The organism is Bradyrhizobium sp. CCBAU 11357 (genome assembly GCF_028128865.1).
In the GTDB taxonomy this organism is placed as follows: Bacteria; Pseudomonadota; Alphaproteobacteria; order Rhizobiales; family Xanthobacteraceae; genus Bradyrhizobium.
In genome coordinates, this window is record NZ_LBJW01000113.1 from 727426 (window position 1) to 743124 (window position 15699).

The following is a 15699-nucleotide window of genomic DNA, read 5'->3' on the forward strand; positions in this document are numbered from 1 at the left end:
GCCTACCCGTCCTAATCGTCCCAGGATATGGTCACGCCGATGTCGCCCGGCACGCCGCCGGGAAAATCGATGACCTGATAGGCGATGCGATAGCCGCGCGGTTTCAGGTAATCGGTCCAGAGCTGGAAGATCTCCTTGGGGATTCCGGTCAGGGTGTTCTCCCAGCCCTTCTCCATCTGATTGATGGCGCGGCCCTTGTCCGTGCACAGCGAGTTGGGGAAGCGATAGACCAGCACTTCCGTCAGGCCGTTTCGCACCGCGCGCTGGATGATGGTCGAGGCGAGCTTGATCTTCTCTTCCTCGGTCTTGCCCGACGGCTTGCTCAGGCGCTCGATCAAGGCACGCTTCTCGGCCTCGGCGGCGGCGGCGAGGCGGACATATTCCTCCGCCTTTTCAGCCTCTTTGAGAGCGGCTTCCTTTCGGATCTGGGCGGCGTTGGGGATGAGATCGTCTAGGCCGGGCATGGCGGGCGGCTCCTGATGGTTATCCAATCAGCACGCAGAAAACGTTAGGTCCGGAGCAAAGCGTTCCCTTGATTCAAATCAAGCAAACGCGGACCTATCCGCACACAGTGCTGCACATGCATGTCTTGACCGGGAGAGACGTTTGAGCGAGCAGCTTCATCCGATGGCACCGCACCATCTGCCGTTCTATCTCGCACCGGGGAGCGGGACCGACACGCTGATGGTGGTGATGGGCATATTCCTGATCGCGACCGTGCTCTGGGTCGGCACGCTCTATTGGAAGCTGCACAGCCTGCCCGAGCGGATGGCGCACAAAACGCACAAATTGCAGTTCGAGTTCGTCGCCGTGCTCGGTCTGATCTCGCTGTTCACGCACATGCACATCTTCTGGATCGCCGGCCTGCTCCTTGCGATGATCGATCTTCCGGATTTCGGCACGCCGTTACGCAGCATTGCAGGGTCTGTCGAGAAGATCGCAGACGCGACGCCGGCCTCCGATACGGGGGAAGTCCAGGCGGAGGCCGCGGCGACGCCGCTTCTGCAGGATAAGCAGGGACCCGCCAAGGAGAAGGAGCACAGCCATGCTTGAGCTGCTGATCTGCTCGCTGGTGACGATCCTGCCTGACTACCTCTACCGTCGCTACGCCCAGGGCAAGCGCTTCGGCAAGGAGATCACCTTCTTCTCGATCTGGTACGAGTTGCGCTGGGGCATCACCGCCTGTCTGATGCTGACGATCTCGTTGATTACGATGATCTTCTACTTCCATCCCGCAACCTCGTCCGCGACGTTGTACTTCCGCACCGTGCCGATTTTGCCCGAAGGCTCGGGCCGTGTCGCCGAGGTGAAAGTCGGGTTCAGCGCGCCGGTCAAGAAGGGCGACGTGCTGTTCACGCTCGACAGCTCGAAGCAGCAGGCTGCGTTCGAGACGGCCAAGCGCAAAGTCGCGGAGGTCGATGCCGCCATGCAGACGGCGCAGGCCGAAGTGGCCAAGGCCGAAGCGCAGCTCGGCGAGGCGAAGGCCAACTATCAGCAGGCCAAGGACGAGCTCGAGGTCAAGACCGAGCTCCAGCGCCGCAACCCCGGCATCGTTCCGCAGCGTGACATCGACAAGCTCCAGGTGCTGGTCGATCAGCGCCAGTCCGGCATCGACGCTGCGACCGCGGCGAGGCAGTCGGCGTCCTTGCAGCTCTCGGTTTTGCTGCCGGCCCAAAAGGCCACCGCCGAAGCCGCGCTCGACCAAGCCCAAGTCGATCTCGACAAGACCTCTGTGCGCGCCGGCGTCGACGGCCGCGTCGAGCAGTTCCTGGTTCGCCCCGGCGACGTTGTCAACCAGCTGATGCGTCCGGCCGGCGTTCTCGTTCCGGAGGGCGCGGGCCGCAAGGCGCTCCAGGCCGGTTTCGGCCAGATCGAGGCGCAGGTCATGAAGGAGGGCATGGTCGCGGAAGCGACCTGCATCTCCAAGCCATGGGTGATCATCCCGATGGTGATCACGGCCGTGCAGGACTACATTGCGGCAGGACAGTTTCGCTCCGGCGAGCAGCTCATCGATCCGCAGAACGCCGTCCGCCCCGGTACGATCCTGGTGTTCCTGGAGCCGCTCTACAAAGGCGGCCTCGACGGTGTCACGCCGGGCTCGAGCTGCGTCGTCAATGCCTACACCAGCAACCACGAGGAGATCTCGGCCAAGGACACTCCGACCAGCCGGAGGATCGCGCTGCACGTCGTGGATGGCGTCGGCCTCGTGCATGCGCTGCTGCTGCGCATTCAGGCGCTGTTGCTGCCGATCCAGACACTCGTGCTGAGCGGCGGCCATTGAACGAGAGAAGCGGACGGACCAGACTATGGGCGGGTCGTCACGCGCTGCTGAGGCCCGCCTCGGGGCTGTCCGTGCGCTGCAATCCGCGCTAAAATTGCCGGAGATCGCAGCCGGCGAAAGCTGCGGGGAGTGGAGCTGAGCGGGCGCATGTCCAGGGATGCGGTCAGGCCGGTTGCGGCTGCGTGGCTTTGTCTCGGCCTCTTGCTCGCCGCGTGCACGCTATGCGGTCCTGCGCGCGCGCAACCGGCCCCGGCACCGCGCAGCGAGCCCAAGCGTGTGCTGATGCTGCATTCCTTCGGGCGCGATTTCTTGCCCTGGAGCGAGTACGCACGCAGCATCAAGACCAATCTCGAGGAGCGCTCTCCTTGGCCGCTCGATATCCAGGAACATACACTTCTTACCGCCCGGTTCATCGCGCCAGGTCCTGAGGGGCCCTTCGTCGAATATCTTGGCTCGCTGTACGAAGGGCGGCCACCTGACATCGTGATGAGCATTGGCGGGCCAGCGGCCGGATTCGTGCAAAGGCATCGCGAGAAGCTGTTTCCGAAGGCGCCAATGGTCCTCACGACAGTCGAGGAACGATTGATCGACCGCTCACGCCTGACCCGGAACGACGCGGTAGTGTCAGTCCGTAACGAATTTGTCACGGCCTTCCGCAACGTTCTGCAGGTGCTGCCGGACACTCAGACGATAGCCCTCGTCATTGGCGCGTCTGCGTTGGAGAAATTCTGGCTCGAAGAGGTCAAGAGGGACGTCAAGCCACTCGAAGGCCGAATTTCGTTCGTCTGGTACGGCGATCTCTCGTTCGAGGACATCCTGAAACGGGCATCGACGCTTCCCCCGCACACGGTTCTGTTCTGGGGGTTGATGTCGGTCGACGCGGCGGGTGTCGTTCATGATGGAAATCTCGCCCTGCATCGCCTTCAGGCCGTCGCGAACGCCCCAATTTTCTGCTTTGAGGAGTCGTTTTTCGGACGCGACATTGTCGGCGGTCCGATGCATTCAATTCCTGAACTCGGCCAAAAGACCGCCGATGCGGCACTGCGAATTCTGGGCGGGGAAGAGCCTGCAAACGTCAGAATTGAACCGATCGCATATGCCGCTCCTAAATACGATTGGCGGGAGTTGCAGCGCTGGGGCATCAGCGAGAGTCGCCTGCCGCCGGGAAGCACCATCCTGTTTCGCGAGCCGAATATCTGGCAGCGCTATCACTGGCAGATGTTGATGATCTCGGCCGTATTCCTGGTCCAGGCCGGACTCATCAGCGGCCTCCTGCACGAGCGTCGCCGCCGGCGGGTCGCCGAAGTCGAATCGCGTCAGCGGCTGACGGAACTCGCCCACGTCAACCGCTACTCGGCCGTTGGCGAGCTGACGACCTCGATCGCGCATGAACTGAACCAGCCCCTCGGGTCGATTCTGACCAATGCCGAAACGGCAGAGCTCATGCTGAGGGCTGCCCAGCCCGATCTGGTCGAGCTCCAGCAGATCCTCGCCGACATCAGAAGGGACGACCAACGGGCGAGCGAGGTGATCCGCAGGCTGCGCAGCGTTCTGAAAAAGACCCCCTTCGAGGTCAAGGACATCGAGCTCAACGATACGGTGCGCGAAGCAATTGGTCTCGTGAAGGCGCTCGCCCAAGGGCGCCGGATCACGTTGAGCTATCTGCCGGTCATGGTCGACCTTCACGTCAAGGGCGATCCGGTCCAGCTTCAACAGGTCCTCCTCAACCTGATCATCAACGCGTTGGATGCGATCTCCGATGCGGACACCGGAAAGCGGGAGGTCAGCGTCGCGACCCTGCGTGCCGGCAATCAGGCCGAAATCAGGATCAGCGATACCGGGCCTGGAATGGCCGCCTCCGACGTCGCGAACGTCTTCGATCCTTTCTTTACGACGAAACCGCATGGCATGGGCGTGGGACTGGCGATCGCCAGGACCATCGTCGAGGCCCATCACGGCACGATCGCTGCTGCGAACCAGCCTGCGGGCGGCGCGCTGTTCACGATCCGGCTTCCGATCGCGCGCTGAGAGATGATGCGCGTCGTTCAGGGTCGGGCTGTCTCGACCGAAAATCCTTGTCGAATGCTCGTGCGTCCTTGCGCTGCAGCAGCCGCGACGGCCTCGTTTCGTTGATCTCGATCAACAAATGCCTGCGCCCCGGCTTGATCCTCCCGCACTGGAAGTCAGACGGAGGATGTGATGTTTCGTTGCGGCACGACCCTGATGGCACTGGCGCTCTTGATGGCGACTTCGGTCGCTGCAACGGCGCAGACCACAACGACACCTGCAGCGCCGGCGCCGCAGGCGCAGCCTGCCAGTACGCCTGCGCCGACGGCCGAGCTCTTGAAGCCCGAGCAGCTCGAGGCCCTCGTCGCGCCGATCGCGCTTTATCCCGACGAGTTGCTTGCCAATGTACTGGCCGCCTCGACCTATCCGCTGGAAGTGGTGCAGGCCGACCGCTGGCTGAAGGAGCGCAAGAGCCTGAAGGGCGATGCGCTGAAGACGGAAGTGGATAAGCAGGGCTGGGACGACAGCGTCAAGGCGCTGGCCAGCACCGCCGATGTCCTCGCGATGATGAGCGAGCAGCTCGACTGGACCAAGAAGCTGGGCGATGCCTTCCTCGCGCAGCAGCCCGACGTGATGGACGCGATCCAGCGTCTGCGCAACAAGGCCTATGACAACAAGAAGCTCGTCACCACCAAGCAGCAGAAGGTCAGCGTCCAATCTCAGGAAGGCAAGCAGGTCGTCGTGATCCAGCAGGCCGATCCCGCGGCGATGTACGTGCCGTATTACGACCCGTCGACGGTCTACGGCAGCTGGCCCTATGCGGAATATCCGCCGTATTATTGGGGCTACCCATCCTATATCGGCGCCGGCATGGTCGCGGCCGGCATCGCCTTCGGCACGGCCTGGGCGATCGGACGCTGGGGCAATTACTGGGGCGGCGGCTGCAACTGGGGCAACCGCAACGTCTATGTCAACCATCGCACCACGAACATCGGCAATGGCTGGCAGCACAATCCGGCGCATCGCGGTGGTGTCCGCTACAACAACAGCAATGTTCAGCAGCGCTTCGGCAACAACAATCTGAAGGCCGGTGTGTCCGACCGGATGGATTTCCGTGGCCGCGACGGCAACCAGGTGCTGCGCCCCAACCAGGGTGCCGGGGACCGGGCGGGAGATCGTGCGGGTGATCGCGGCGGTCCAGGTGATCGCGCCGGCAATCGTGGCGACCGTCCGGGCGCGGGCGATCGCCCCAGCGCAGGTACGCGCGACCGGCCCGGCGGCGGCGATCGTGCCGGTGCGGGTGATCGTGCCAAGGGCGCGAGCAAAGGCGGCGGCGATCGCGCCAAGGCGGCGAACCGCGCCGGCGGCGGTGCGGCCAATCGTGGCGGCGGCGGCAATCGCGGCGGCGCCATGAACGTTTCCTCCGGCCGCTCGGCTGCCGCGGCATCCGCGCGCGGCCGCGCCAGCATGGCGAGTATGCCGCGCGGTGGCGGCGGACCGAGCTTTGCCGGACGCGGCGGCGGTGGTGGAATGGCGATGCGTGGCGGCGGCGGAGGCGGCTTCCGCGGCGGTGGCGGCGGTGGCCGGCGTTCCGACATCGCGCTGAAGCATGATATCGTCCTGCTCGGTCATCTCTCGAACGGCCTTGGCTATTATCGCTTCAGCTATATCGGCAGCGGCAAGGCCTATGTCGGCGTGATGGCGCAGGAGGTCGAGCAGGTGATGCCCGATGCCGTGACGCGCGGCAGCGATGGCTATCTGCGCGTCCATTACGAGAAACTCGGGCTGACGTTCCGCACCTATCGCGACTGGCTCGCCGGCGGCGCGAAGATTCCTGCGGAGATTATGCCATGACTGGTCTGAAATCGTTTAACCGTGCGCTGGTGCCCGGCGTCCTCGCGCTCGCGCTGCTCGGATCGGCGTCTCTCGCGCAGGAATCCTACAAGACACCGGAAGAGGCCGCCTCTGCCCTTGCTGCCGCGGTCAAGAGCGGCCCGAGGGACATTCTGAAGGTGCTCGGCAGGAACGCGGAGGACATCGTCTCATCCGGTGACGAGGTCGCCGACAACGACATCCGTCAGCGCTTCACCTCCATGTATGACGCCAAGCACGGCATCAAGGCGGAGGGCAACAAGACTGCTACCTTGATCCTCGGGCCCGACGATTTCCCGTTCCCGATTCCGCTGGTCAACAGCAGGACGGGCTGGGCGTTCGACACCGACGCGGGACGCATCGAGGTGCTGCGCCGTCGCATCGGCCGCAACGAGCTCGACGCGATCCAGACCGCGCTCGCCTTCGTCGACGCGCAAAACGAATATGCCGAAAAGGACCGCGGCGAGGGCGTCGGCGTCTACGCGCAGCGCATCGTCTCCTCGCCCGGCAAGAAGGATGGTCTGTTCTGGCGCGACGACAGTGACCCGAGCCCGCTCGGTGCGCTCGCGGCCGAAGCCTCGAAGGAGGGCTATCGCGGCGGGGACGTCGGACCTGAACCTTATCACGGCTATTACTTCCGGATTCTCAAAGGCCAGGGGCGGGACGCGCCCGGCGGCGCACTCAACTACGTCGTCAAGGGCAAGATGATTGGCGGCTTCGGCCTGATCGCCTGGCCGGCGGAATACGGCAATTCGGGCGTCATGACCTTCCTCGTCAATCATGACGGCGTCGTCTATCAGAAGGATCTCGGCCAGCGCACCGAGTTCATCGCGCAGCGCATCACGCTGTTCGATCCCGACCAGACCTGGAAGAAGGTCGATGCAGCAAAACCCTAAGTGGCGAGCGCGCCGACGCGCATTTCGCCTGATCGCGCTGCTTCTGCTTGCACTCGGGCTGAGCCTGCCGGCGACGCCGTCCTTCGCGCAGGCGGCCGGTCAGGTCAGAGTGAAGATCGTCAAGGCAGGCCTCCTGGTCGGCGGTGGCGCCGGCAGCGGCGTGTTGACGTACCGGGGCAAGACCTATCCCTTCAAGGTCAGCGGCCTGAGTTTCGGCATCACGGTCGGTGCAACTCTCGGCCGTCTCGACGGCTGGGCATCCGGCATCCGGGAGGTCGGTGATTTCGCCGGCACCTACAGTTCCGTCGGCGGCGGCTTTGCGCTGGTCGGCGGTGCCAACGGTGTGCACCTCCGCAACGAAAAGGGCGTAACGATGGTGCTGCAAGGCCCGAAGGCCGGGCTCGAGCTGGCGGCCAATATCAGTCAGATCACGATCGTTTTGAGGTGAAAGCTCAGGCCGGCCGCGCGGACCCAAGCGAGAGCCACAGCCGCACCGTTCTCGGATCTTCACTCCGTCCAGGCCTGAATCCCGCCTTCGCGAACACGCTGCGCATGGGCGTGTTGTCGGACAGAACCTCGGCCGTGAGCTCTCGTACGCCTTGCGCGCGCGCGATGTCCGTCAGGTGCCTCAGCAGCAGCGAGCCTACGCCACGGCCTTGCCAGGCATCCACCACGACGAAGGCCATCTCGGCCTGACCGGGCTCGACGACAACGTACCGGCCCCCGCCGATGATGGCGTATCGACCCTGTTCTTCGGCGAGAGCGGCCAGCGCAACGTGATTGCTGAAATCCACGTCCATGAAGTAGGCGCGCTCCTTCTCCGAGAAGTGCCGTTTCAAAACGAAGAACCGGCTCTGCAGCGACTGCGGGCCGGTACGCGCGATGGCAGCGAGCATATCCGCCTCGTCGCTGGCGCGAAGCGCGCGGATCTGGATCGGAGTGCCGTCCTTCAGGACGGTTTGCACGCTGTAAGTTGCAGCTTGTGACATGACGATGTTGCTCGTCCAAACCGTCCAGCCGGGTCTCATGCCTTATAATGCAGGATAACGCCTCCCAAGCGTGCAGATCATCTTGACCTAGATCAACGTTCGTCCTCGCCCAGGGCCGTCAATGCGCGAGGGCGACGGAGAGGTCGAGAGCATGGCCATGGACAGCGTACAAATTCCGGGCGGCCCCATGTCGGGGCTGGTCGCCTCGGCAGTCGAATACCTGGTCGATGCGGGACAGCGCAGTGTCCTGTTCCTGGATATCATGCGCCGGCGCGGGGATCAGTACAGGCAGCATGTCGCGCAAACCGCCCCGCATGTTCTGCAATATGCGGCCGAATTGATCATGGACGGGCGCCAGCTCGCCGAACCTGTCAATTACGCGCTGGTACGCATCGTTCCGCCTGCCAACGTCGAGATCGACATGAGCCGGCGGCCGTTCGTCGTGGTCGACCCGCGTGCGGGCCACGGCCCCGGCATCGGCGGCTTCAAGGCCGACAGCGAGATCGGGGTGGCGATGAAGGCAGGCCATCCCTGCTACTTCATCGGATTCCTGCCGGACCCGATGCCCGGTCAGACCATCGAGCGCATCGCGCGTGCCGAAGCCATCTTCATCGAAAAGGTCATGAGCCTTCACCCGGATGCCGACGGCAAGCCCTGCGTGATCGGCAATTGCCAGGCCGGATGGGCCGTCATGATCCTGGCCTCGCTGCGTCCCGAGCTGTTCGGCCCGCTGATCATCGCCGGCGCGCCGCTGGCCTATTGGGCCGGCGTGCACGGAAAGTATCCGATGCGCTACTCGGGCGGGCTACTTGGCGGAAGCTGGTTGACGGCCCTGACGTCTGATCTCGGCGCCGGCAAGTTCGACGGCGCATGGCTGGTGCAGAACTTCGAGAACCAGAACCCGTCGAATACGCTCTGGACCAAGCAGTACAACGTCTATTCCAAGGTCGACAGCGAGGCGGATCGTTACCTCGAATTCGAGCGTTGGTGGGGCGGCCACGTCAATTTGAACGCCGAGGAGATTCAGTTCATCGTCGATGAGCTGTTCGTCGGCAATAACCTCGCCGCCGGCAACATCGAAATGTCCGATGGCCGGAAGGTTGATCTTCGCAACATCAGATCCCCGATCGTGGTGTTCTGCTCGGAGGGCGACAACATCACGCCGCCGCAGCAGGCGCTGCATTGGATCCTCGATTGCTATGCCGATGTCGATGAGATCAGAGCCTACGGCCAGACCATCGTCTACACCGTGCACCAGAGCATCGGCCATCTCGGCATCTTCGTCTCCGGCGGCGTTGCCAAGAAGGAGCACGCGGAATTTTCCAGCAACATCGACCTCATCGACGTTCTGCCGCCCGGGCTCTATGAAGCAACATTCGAGGCGAAGGACGAGGAAACCGCAAGTTCGGATCTGGTCGTCGGCCAGTGGGTGATGCGATGCGAGGCACGGACGCTCGACGACATCCGCGCCATGGGCGGCAATTCGCCCGAGGACGAGCGACGCTTTGCCACCGCCAAGCGGATTTCGGAAATCAACCTGGCGGCCTATCAGAAATTCGTCCAGCCGTGGGTCAAGCGCATGGTGACACCACGGATGGCGGAATGGGCTCACAACATGCATCCGCTGCGGCTGCAATACGAGCTGTTCAGCAGCCAGAATCCCTATATGGCGGCGGTGAAATCATTGGCTGAGAAGGCCGCCGAGGAGCGCAAGCCGGTCGCTGCGGACAATCCGTTCCTGGCGTTCCAGGAGCAGATCTCGAAGCAGGTCGTTCACGCCCTCGACAGCTGGCGCGATTCACAGGAGGCGCTCAGCGAAGCGATGTTCCTCAGCGTTTACGGATCCCCGGCGCTCCAGGCGGCGGTCGGGATCGACCCGACGTCCACACCGTCGCGTCGGCGTGAGATGTCCGCCGAGCATCGCGCCATGCTCGAAAAGCGCATCGCCGATCTGAAGTCGCGGATCGGTGAGGGCGGCCTCCGTGAAGCGGCGCTGCGCGCTTTGCTCTATGTCGGCTCGGCACGGGGGATGGTGGACGAACGCAGCATCGAGGCTCTGCGCCAGGTTCGCAGGGATCATGGCGGCGCACGCATGTCGCTTGCCGAGTTCAAGATGCTGGTACGGGAGCAGTTCTTCATGCTGTTGCTCGATCGAGAATGGGCGCTCGCCGCAATACCGAAATTGCTGCCTGACGACGTCAACGCTCGTCGCGCAGCATTTGAAGCGATCGAGCGGGTGCTGTCGGCCAGTGCGGACGTCACGGGCGAGCGCGCAAACCGGCTGCGGCAGATCGCTGGCCTGTTTGGCCTCGAGACCGCGGACGGTTCCGAAAGGGCGTCGAACGTTGCCCCTTTCGATCCCAAGGCGAAGGCATCGTAACGCGGGTTGTGAGGATCGGGAGCGACATCATGTCAGCAGATGCGACGGCCACGCAGTCTCCCAGCAAGTATGACCGCCTGATCGCCGCGGCCAAGGCGATCCCGCCGACGCCGACCGTCGTCGTGCATCCCTGCGACGAGACATCCTTGCGGGGCGCCGTCGACAGCGCGTCTGCCGGCATCATCCGGCCGCTCCTGGTCGGGTCGGAGCGCAAGATCAGGGATACGGCTGCCAGGTTCGGTCTGGACATCGCGGGTTATGAGATCGTGGATGCCGCACACAGCGACGATGCCGCCGCGAAGGGTGTCGAATTGATCCATGCCGCGCGCGGCGAATTGCTCATGAAGGGCAGCCTCCACACCGACGAGCTGATGCGGGCCGTCACGGCCAAGGTCGGGGGATTGCGGACCGACCGGCGCATCAGCCACGTTTTCGTCATGGATGTGCCGGCCTACGCCGAGACGATCTTCGTCACTGACGCCGCGATCAACATCTTCCCCGATCTGGACGCCAAGCGGGACATCATTCAGAACGCGATCGACCTCTACAATCAGGCGGGCTTCGGCAAGTCGCCGCGGGTGGCCATCCTTTCCGCGGTCGAAACCGTCACGTCGAAAATTCCCTCCACCATCGAGGCCGCGGCGCTCTGCAAGATGGCGGATCGCGGCCAGATCACGGGCGGCGTGCTCGACGGGCCGCTGGCCTTCGACAATGCGATCGACCTCGAATCGGCGCGGATCAAGAGCATCAAGTCCGAGGTGGCCGGCCGCGCTCAGATCCTGGTCGTGCCCGACCTCGAAGCGGGCAACATGCTGGCCAAGAACCTCGCCTATTTCGCCAAGGCCGACGGCGCCGGCATCGTGCTCGGCGCGCGTGTACCCGTGGTCCTGACCTCGCGTGCGGACAGCCCAAGAGCGCGGATGGCGTCCTGCGCGGTTGCTGCACTTTATGCTCACGCGCGGCGCCAGAAGGCGCCGACTATCGCGGCGTGACCGCCATGGACAGCATCCTCGTCGTCAACGCCGGCTCATCCAGCGTCAAGTTCCAGGTCTTTGCGATCGAGGGAGAGGGCATTCTGCGCCGCCTGATCAAGGGGCAGGTGGACGGCATCGGCAGCCGGCCGCGCTTGCGGGCAAGTAGGCCAGGCAACGATCCCATGGCGGATCGGGCCTATCCCATCGAGGCCATTCCGGACGTGCCGGCGGCGATGGACATCGCGGGGACATGGCTCCGGAACGAAGCGCGTATCCATCCGTTGGCGGTCGGGCATCGCGTCGTCCATGGCGGGCCTGATTATGAGCGGCCGGTTCTGATCGACCACGGCGTGGTGGCGCGGCTGGAGCGTTTCGTCACGCTGGCGCCGCTGCATCAGCCGCACAATCTGGCGCCGATCCGCTCGATCCTGGCCAATTTCCCGGCGATCCCGCAGGTCGCTTGCTTCGATACCGCGTTTCACCGCACGCACGGTCCGCTGGCCGATCACTACGCCATCCCCCACCAGCTCCACGCTGAAGGTGTGCGGCGCTACGGCTTTCACGGGCTCTCCTATGAGTACATCTCCAGGACCCTGCCGCAGATCGCGCCAGACATCGCAAAGCGCCGGGTGATCGTCGCCCATCTCGGCAGTGGCGCGTCGATGTGCGCGATGAAAAATGGGCTGAGCGTCGAGAGCACGATGGGATTCACCGCGCTCGACGGGCTGCCGATGGGCACGCGCCCGGGCCAGCTCGATCCGGGCGTCGTGCTGTATCTGCTGTCGGAGAAGGGAATGACGGCATCGAAGGTGCAGGATTTTCTCTATCGCGATTGCGGATTGAAGGGGCTTTCCGGGGTCAGCAACGACATGCGCGAGCTGGAGACGAGCCTTGATCCAAAAGCGAAGCTGGCGGTGGACTATTTCGTCTATCGCATCGGTCTCAATGCCGGCATGCTGGCCGCGGCTCTGCAGGGGATCGATGCCTTCGTCTTCACCGCCGGCATCGGCGAAAACTCGAGTGGCATCCGCGCGCGTGTGGCGGAGCAGCTCGGCTGGCTCGGCGTGGCACTCGACCCTGCCGAGAACACGCGCCATTCGCGGCTGATATCGACAAGGACGAGTCTCGTTCCGGTCTACGTCGTCCCGACGGACGAGGAGCTCATGATCGCGCAGCACACGCTGACGCTGTTGATGAGCGGCCATTCGCCCGATTCCAGACAAGAGAGGGTGTCATGATTCCAGTATTTCCGGACAGCAAGGTCGCCCTGAAGGGGAAAAAGGGCCTCGTCGTCGGCATCGCCAACGACCAGTCGATCGCCTGGGGCTGCGCCAGGGCGTTTCGCGCACTGGGCGCCGATCTCGCCGTCACCTATCTGAACGACCGCGCCAAGAAGCACGTCGAGCCGCTGGCGCAGGCGCTCGAAGCGCCGATCTTCCTGCCGCTCGACGTCATGGTCGAAGGCCAGACGGAAGCGGTCTTCGAGCGGATCAAGTCGGAGTGGGGGCAACTCGATTTCCTGCTTCATTCCATCGCCTTCTCGCCGAAGGAAGCACTGCATGGTCGCGTGGTCGATGTCGGCCGCGACGGCTTTCTGACGACCATGGACGTCTCCTGCTGGTCGTTCCTGCGGATGGCACATCTTGCCGAACCCCTGATGAAGAACGGCGGCACGATGTTCACCATGACCTATTACGGCAGCCAGATGGTGGTGGAGAACTACAACATCATGGGCGTCGCCAAGGCGGCGCTCGAGGCCGCGGTTCGCTATGCCGCGGCGGAGCTCGGTCCGAAGGGCATCCGTGTGCATGCGATCTCGCCCGGACCGCTTGCGACCCGCGCGGCCTCGGGCATTCCGGAGTTCGACGAGCTGATGGACAAGGCGCAATCCAAGGCGCCGTCGCGCAGCCTCGTCAGCATCGATGACGTCGGCAATGCCACCGCGTTTCTGGCGCTCGACGGCGCCAAGCTGATCACCGGTGGCGTGCTGTACATCGACGGCGGCTATCACATCATCGATTGAGCGCGGGTTGCCGCCGCGCTGAGCAGTCCGGCGACCCATGGGCCGATGGTGACATATTGCCGGTGTTTTGCCCGACGACGCAACCCGGCTCTGGGTGAACAGCGGGGCGAACACGAAACCTCAGTCAAATCAGCCACATGTCTACTGTGCATGGGGTTGTTTTTCGACTTTTTGATTCACCGATAGTGCAGTGCGATCAATTCGGCGACACAGGCCGGCTTCTTGCCACCCTCGATCTCGATCACGAGGTGGTAGTTGACGCGCAGCCCGTCCGGCGGCACGTCCTCTGCTTCCGCAATCGTGACCCGGCCGCGCAGCTTCGAGCCCGCCGGCACCGGCGCGAGATATCGGATGCGGTCAGCACCGTAGTTCAGCGTGTTGCGCAGGCCCTTCAGGCCGATGACCGAGCGGATGAACAGCGGGGCAAGGGCAAGCGAGAGCAGGCCATGGGCGATGGTCTTGCCGCCCGGCATCTCCTGCTTGGCGCGCTCCTGGTCGACATGGATCCATTGCTCGTCGCAGGTCGCCTCGGCGAACTGGTTGATGCGGTCCTGCGTGATCTCGATCCAGTCGCTGGCGCCGATCTCGGTGCCGATTGCGGATTTGATCTCGTTGAAGTCGCTGAATATTCGCATGAGTTGACCCGTTTAGATCCTCATCTCCGGAACATTGTCGGGAATGGCGAGCTCGGCCTCCGTCAGCGCCAGGACCTCGCCGACGCTCAGGCCAGGCGCTGTTTCCAGCAACGTCGCCTTGCCGTCGGGAAAACCGATCACGGCCATGTCCGTCACGACGAGGTTGACCGGGCGTGCCGAGGTCAGCGGCAGCGAGCATTTCGCCACGATCTTCGACTTGCCCTTGGCCGCGTGCTGCATGGCGACGATCACGCGCTTGGCGCCGGTGACGAGGTCCATTGCGCCGCCCATGCCGGGAACCATCTTGCCCGGGATCATCCAGTTGGCGAGATGGCCATGCGCATCGACCTGGAGGCCGCCGAGCACGGTGACATCGACGTGGCCGCCGCGGATCAGTCCGAACGACATCGCGCTGTCGAAGGTGGAGGCGCCCGGCAGCGCGCTGATCGGACGTCCGCCGGCATCGGTGAGGGTCGGATGCGCCATACCCTGCTCGGGGATCGGCCCGGTGCCGATCAGTCCATTCTCCGACTGGAAGAAGACCTTCAGGTCCGACGGCACGTAATTGGCGACCAGCGTCGGAATGCCGATACCGAGATTGACGAGGTTGCCGTTCCTCAGCTCCTTGGCGACGCGCCGGGCGATGATGATCTGGGGATCCATGGTGTCACCCATTGGTGATGAGATAGTCGACGAGCGGCGCGGGGGTGACGACGTGATCGGGTGCAATCACGCCGACCGGGACGATATGCTCCGCCGTCACGATGACGGTGTCGGCCGCCATCGCCATGACCGGGTTGAAATTGCGGGACGTGAGCGCGTAGGCGAGGTTGCCGAGGTAGTCGGCGAGGAAGGCGTGCACCAATGCGAATTGTGCCCGCAGCGCCGTTTCCAGCAGGAACGGCTTGCCGTCGACTTCGATCTGACGCTTGCCTTCGGCCACCAGCGTTCCGACGCCGGTCGGCGTCAGCACGCCCCCGAGACCGCATCCGCCGGCGCGAATGCGCTCGACGAAGGTGCCTTGCGGCACGAGATCGACGGCGATCTGGTTCGCCAGCATCTGCTGCTGCGCCTTGGGATTGAGGCCGATATGCGTTGCCGTCAGCTTCGACACCAGGGCCTGATCGAACAGCTTGCCGACGCCCTTGCCGGGCGTGGCCGCGTCATTCGAGATCAAGGTCAGACCTGTCTTCCTCTGGCGCACGACCTCGTCGAGCAGCCGCTCCGGTGTTCCGACTCCCATGAATCCGCCAACCATGACGCTGGCGCCCGCCGGGATCATCGCAACGGCTTCTTCGACGGATACGGCCTTCATGATCGAAACTCCCGGTCGGCCGACGATGGCTGAAGGGCGGTAAAGTGCGGATGTTGGCGGGCGGGGGGCGGGCTCCCTTGATCTGGGTCAAGGCTTCCGGATCATTCCGCTCCGGCTGCGTCGATGCCGATGCTTTCGAGTATCTCGCGCCAGAGCTTGCGAACGCCGACGTGGCGCTGCTCGAGTGCCGCGCTCACCGCATCTCGGCATGGAGCGAGGTCGGGGCTACGCAGCCGCGCTGCACAGATTTGCTGCATGGCGATACGAATTGCAGCAATCTGCGCTGCAATAACGCGCTTCGCGGCGCTCGCGCGCAAGCATGACTGC

16 protein-coding genes are annotated in these 15699 nt (G+C 64.0%); 10 read left to right on the top strand and 6 right to left on the bottom strand.

Going from position 1 to position 15699, the window contains the following annotated elements; translation table 11 throughout:
- Positions 1–11: 11 nt before the first annotated feature.
- Entirely contained in the window at positions 12–464 is a 453-nt protein-coding gene (locus tag XI05_RS39175; RefSeq protein WP_172784567.1) for a hypothetical protein, read from the bottom strand.
- A 163-nt stretch (positions 465–627) separates the two neighbouring features.
- Between XI05_RS39175 and XI05_RS39180 the strand changes: the two genes are divergently transcribed.
- The 6 genes from XI05_RS39180 to XI05_RS39205 all read left to right on the top strand — a co-directional run bounded on the left by XI05_RS39180 (position 628) and on the right by XI05_RS39205 (position 7504).
- Positions 628–1053 (top strand): hypothetical protein, encoded by a 426-nt coding sequence (locus tag XI05_RS39180; protein WP_271511987.1) that lies wholly within the window; start codon positions 628–630, stop codon positions 1051–1053.
- Positions 1046–2281 carry an HlyD family secretion protein gene (locus XI05_RS39185; protein WP_271511852.1) on the top strand — a complete coding sequence of 412 codons (1236 nt, stop codon included), beginning with the start codon at positions 1046–1048 and terminating at the stop codon, positions 2279–2281. Before XI05_RS39180 ends, XI05_RS39185 begins: the two co-directional genes overlap by 8 nt.
- Before the next feature lie 147 nt (positions 2282–2428).
- The gene (locus tag XI05_RS39190; RefSeq protein WP_271511855.1) at positions 2429–4309 is read left to right on the top strand and encodes a sensor histidine kinase; all 1881 of its coding nucleotides are present in this window, start codon (positions 2429–2431) and stop codon (positions 4307–4309) included.
- Between the two features lie 171 nt (positions 4310–4480).
- On the top strand, positions 4481–6142 hold the full coding sequence (locus XI05_RS39195; protein WP_271511857.1) for a DUF3300 domain-containing protein: 1662 nt from the start codon (positions 4481–4483) through the stop codon (positions 6140–6142).
- The gene (locus XI05_RS39200) at positions 6139–7056 is read left to right on the top strand and encodes a DUF2950 domain-containing protein (protein ID WP_271511858.1); all 918 of its coding nucleotides are present in this window, start codon (positions 6139–6141) and stop codon (positions 7054–7056) included. The genes XI05_RS39195 and XI05_RS39200 overlap by 4 nt, the downstream gene beginning before the upstream one ends.
- On the top strand, positions 7040–7504 hold the full coding sequence (locus tag XI05_RS39205) for a hypothetical protein (protein WP_271511860.1): 465 nt from the start codon (positions 7040–7042) through the stop codon (positions 7502–7504). Before XI05_RS39200 ends, XI05_RS39205 begins: the two co-directional genes overlap by 17 nt.
- 4 nt (positions 7505–7508) lie before the next feature.
- Here XI05_RS39205 and XI05_RS39210 read toward each other — a convergent pair whose 3' ends face one another.
- Positions 7509–8045 (bottom strand): GNAT family N-acetyltransferase, encoded by a 537-nt coding sequence (locus tag XI05_RS39210; protein ID WP_271511862.1) that lies wholly within the window; start codon positions 8043–8045, stop codon positions 7509–7511.
- A 157-nt stretch (positions 8046–8202) separates the two neighbouring features.
- Between XI05_RS39210 and XI05_RS39215 the strand changes: the two genes are divergently transcribed.
- From XI05_RS39215 to fabI, 4 genes are read left to right on the top strand one after another with little or no spacing between them, the layout of a single operon-like run.
- Positions 8203–10425 (top strand): DUF3141 domain-containing protein, encoded by a 2223-nt coding sequence (locus tag XI05_RS39215; protein WP_442869355.1) that lies wholly within the window; start codon positions 8203–8205, stop codon positions 10423–10425.
- A 29-nt stretch (positions 10426–10454) separates the two neighbouring features.
- Positions 10455–11417, top strand: a complete 963-nt coding sequence (locus tag XI05_RS39220; RefSeq protein ID WP_271511866.1) for a phosphate acetyltransferase — start codon at positions 10455–10457, stop codon at positions 11415–11417.
- Positions 11418–11422: 5 nt separating this feature from the next.
- Positions 11423–12637: an acetate/propionate family kinase gene (locus tag XI05_RS39225; protein WP_271511867.1), complete on the top strand. Its 1215-nt coding sequence runs from the start codon at positions 11423–11425 to the stop codon at positions 12635–12637.
- A complete protein-coding gene (fabI, locus tag XI05_RS39230; protein WP_271511870.1) occupies positions 12634–13422 on the top strand; it encodes an enoyl-ACP reductase FabI in 789 nt (262 codons plus the stop codon). Before XI05_RS39225 ends, fabI begins: the two co-directional genes overlap by 4 nt.
- Positions 13423–13598: 176 nt before the next feature.
- Here the strand turns inward: fabI and XI05_RS39235 are convergent, their stop codons facing one another.
- The 4 genes from XI05_RS39235 to XI05_RS39250 form a co-directional block, all read right to left on the bottom strand.
- Positions 13599–14057, bottom strand: a complete 459-nt coding sequence (locus tag XI05_RS39235) for a MaoC family dehydratase (RefSeq protein ID WP_036028008.1) — start codon at positions 14055–14057, stop codon at positions 13599–13601.
- 12 nt (positions 14058–14069) lie between these two features.
- Entirely contained in the window at positions 14070–14720 is a 651-nt protein-coding gene (locus XI05_RS39240) for a 3-oxoacid CoA-transferase subunit B (RefSeq protein WP_271511872.1), read from the bottom strand.
- Positions 14721–14724: 4 nt separating this feature from the next.
- Entirely contained in the window at positions 14725–15372 is a 648-nt protein-coding gene (locus XI05_RS39245) for a CoA transferase subunit A (protein WP_035999395.1), read from the bottom strand.
- 101 nt (positions 15373–15473) lie between these two features.
- Positions 15474–15689, bottom strand: coding sequence for a hypothetical protein (locus XI05_RS39250; protein ID WP_271511874.1), 216 nt, complete (start codon positions 15687–15689; stop codon positions 15474–15476).
- Positions 15690–15699 lie beyond the last annotated feature (10 nt).

Bases quoted from the DNA above. Each gene is read 5' to 3' on its own strand.
- XI05_RS39220 (WP_271511866.1), top strand. From the start codon at position 10,455: ATGTCAGCAGATGCGACGGCCACGCAGTCTCCCAGCAAGTATGACCGC.
- XI05_RS39210 (WP_271511862.1), bottom strand. From the start codon at position 8,045: ATGTCACAAGCTGCAACTTACAGCGTGCAAACCGTCCTGAAGGACGGC.
- XI05_RS39245 (WP_035999395.1), bottom strand. From the start codon at position 15,372: ATGAAGGCCGTATCCGTCGAAGAAGCCGTTGCGATGATCCCGGCGGGC.
- XI05_RS39205 (WP_271511860.1), top strand. From the start codon at position 7,040: ATGCAGCAAAACCCTAAGTGGCGAGCGCGCCGACGCGCATTTCGCCTG.
- fabI (WP_271511870.1), top strand. From the start codon at position 12,634: ATGATTCCAGTATTTCCGGACAGCAAGGTCGCCCTGAAGGGGAAAAAG.
- XI05_RS39200 (WP_271511858.1), top strand. From the start codon at position 6,139: ATGACTGGTCTGAAATCGTTTAACCGTGCGCTGGTGCCCGGCGTCCTC.
- XI05_RS39195 (WP_271511857.1), top strand. From the start codon at position 4,481: ATGTTTCGTTGCGGCACGACCCTGATGGCACTGGCGCTCTTGATGGCG.
- XI05_RS39240 (WP_271511872.1), bottom strand. From the start codon at position 14,720: ATGGATCCCCAGATCATCATCGCCCGGCGCGTCGCCAAGGAGCTGAGG.
- XI05_RS39215 (WP_442869355.1), top strand. From the start codon at position 8,203: ATGGACAGCGTACAAATTCCGGGCGGCCCCATGTCGGGGCTGGTCGCC.
- XI05_RS39190 (WP_271511855.1), top strand. From the start codon at position 2,429: ATGTCCAGGGATGCGGTCAGGCCGGTTGCGGCTGCGTGGCTTTGTCTC.
- XI05_RS39225 (WP_271511867.1), top strand. From the start codon at position 11,423: ATGGACAGCATCCTCGTCGTCAACGCCGGCTCATCCAGCGTCAAGTTC.
- XI05_RS39180 (WP_271511987.1), top strand. From the start codon at position 628: ATGGCACCGCACCATCTGCCGTTCTATCTCGCACCGGGGAGCGGGACC.
- XI05_RS39185 (WP_271511852.1), top strand. From the start codon at position 1,046: ATGCTTGAGCTGCTGATCTGCTCGCTGGTGACGATCCTGCCTGACTAC.
- XI05_RS39235 (WP_036028008.1), bottom strand. From the start codon at position 14,057: ATGCGAATATTCAGCGACTTCAACGAGATCAAATCCGCAATCGGCACC.
- XI05_RS39175 (WP_172784567.1), bottom strand. From the start codon at position 464: ATGCCCGGCCTAGACGATCTCATCCCCAACGCCGCCCAGATCCGAAAG.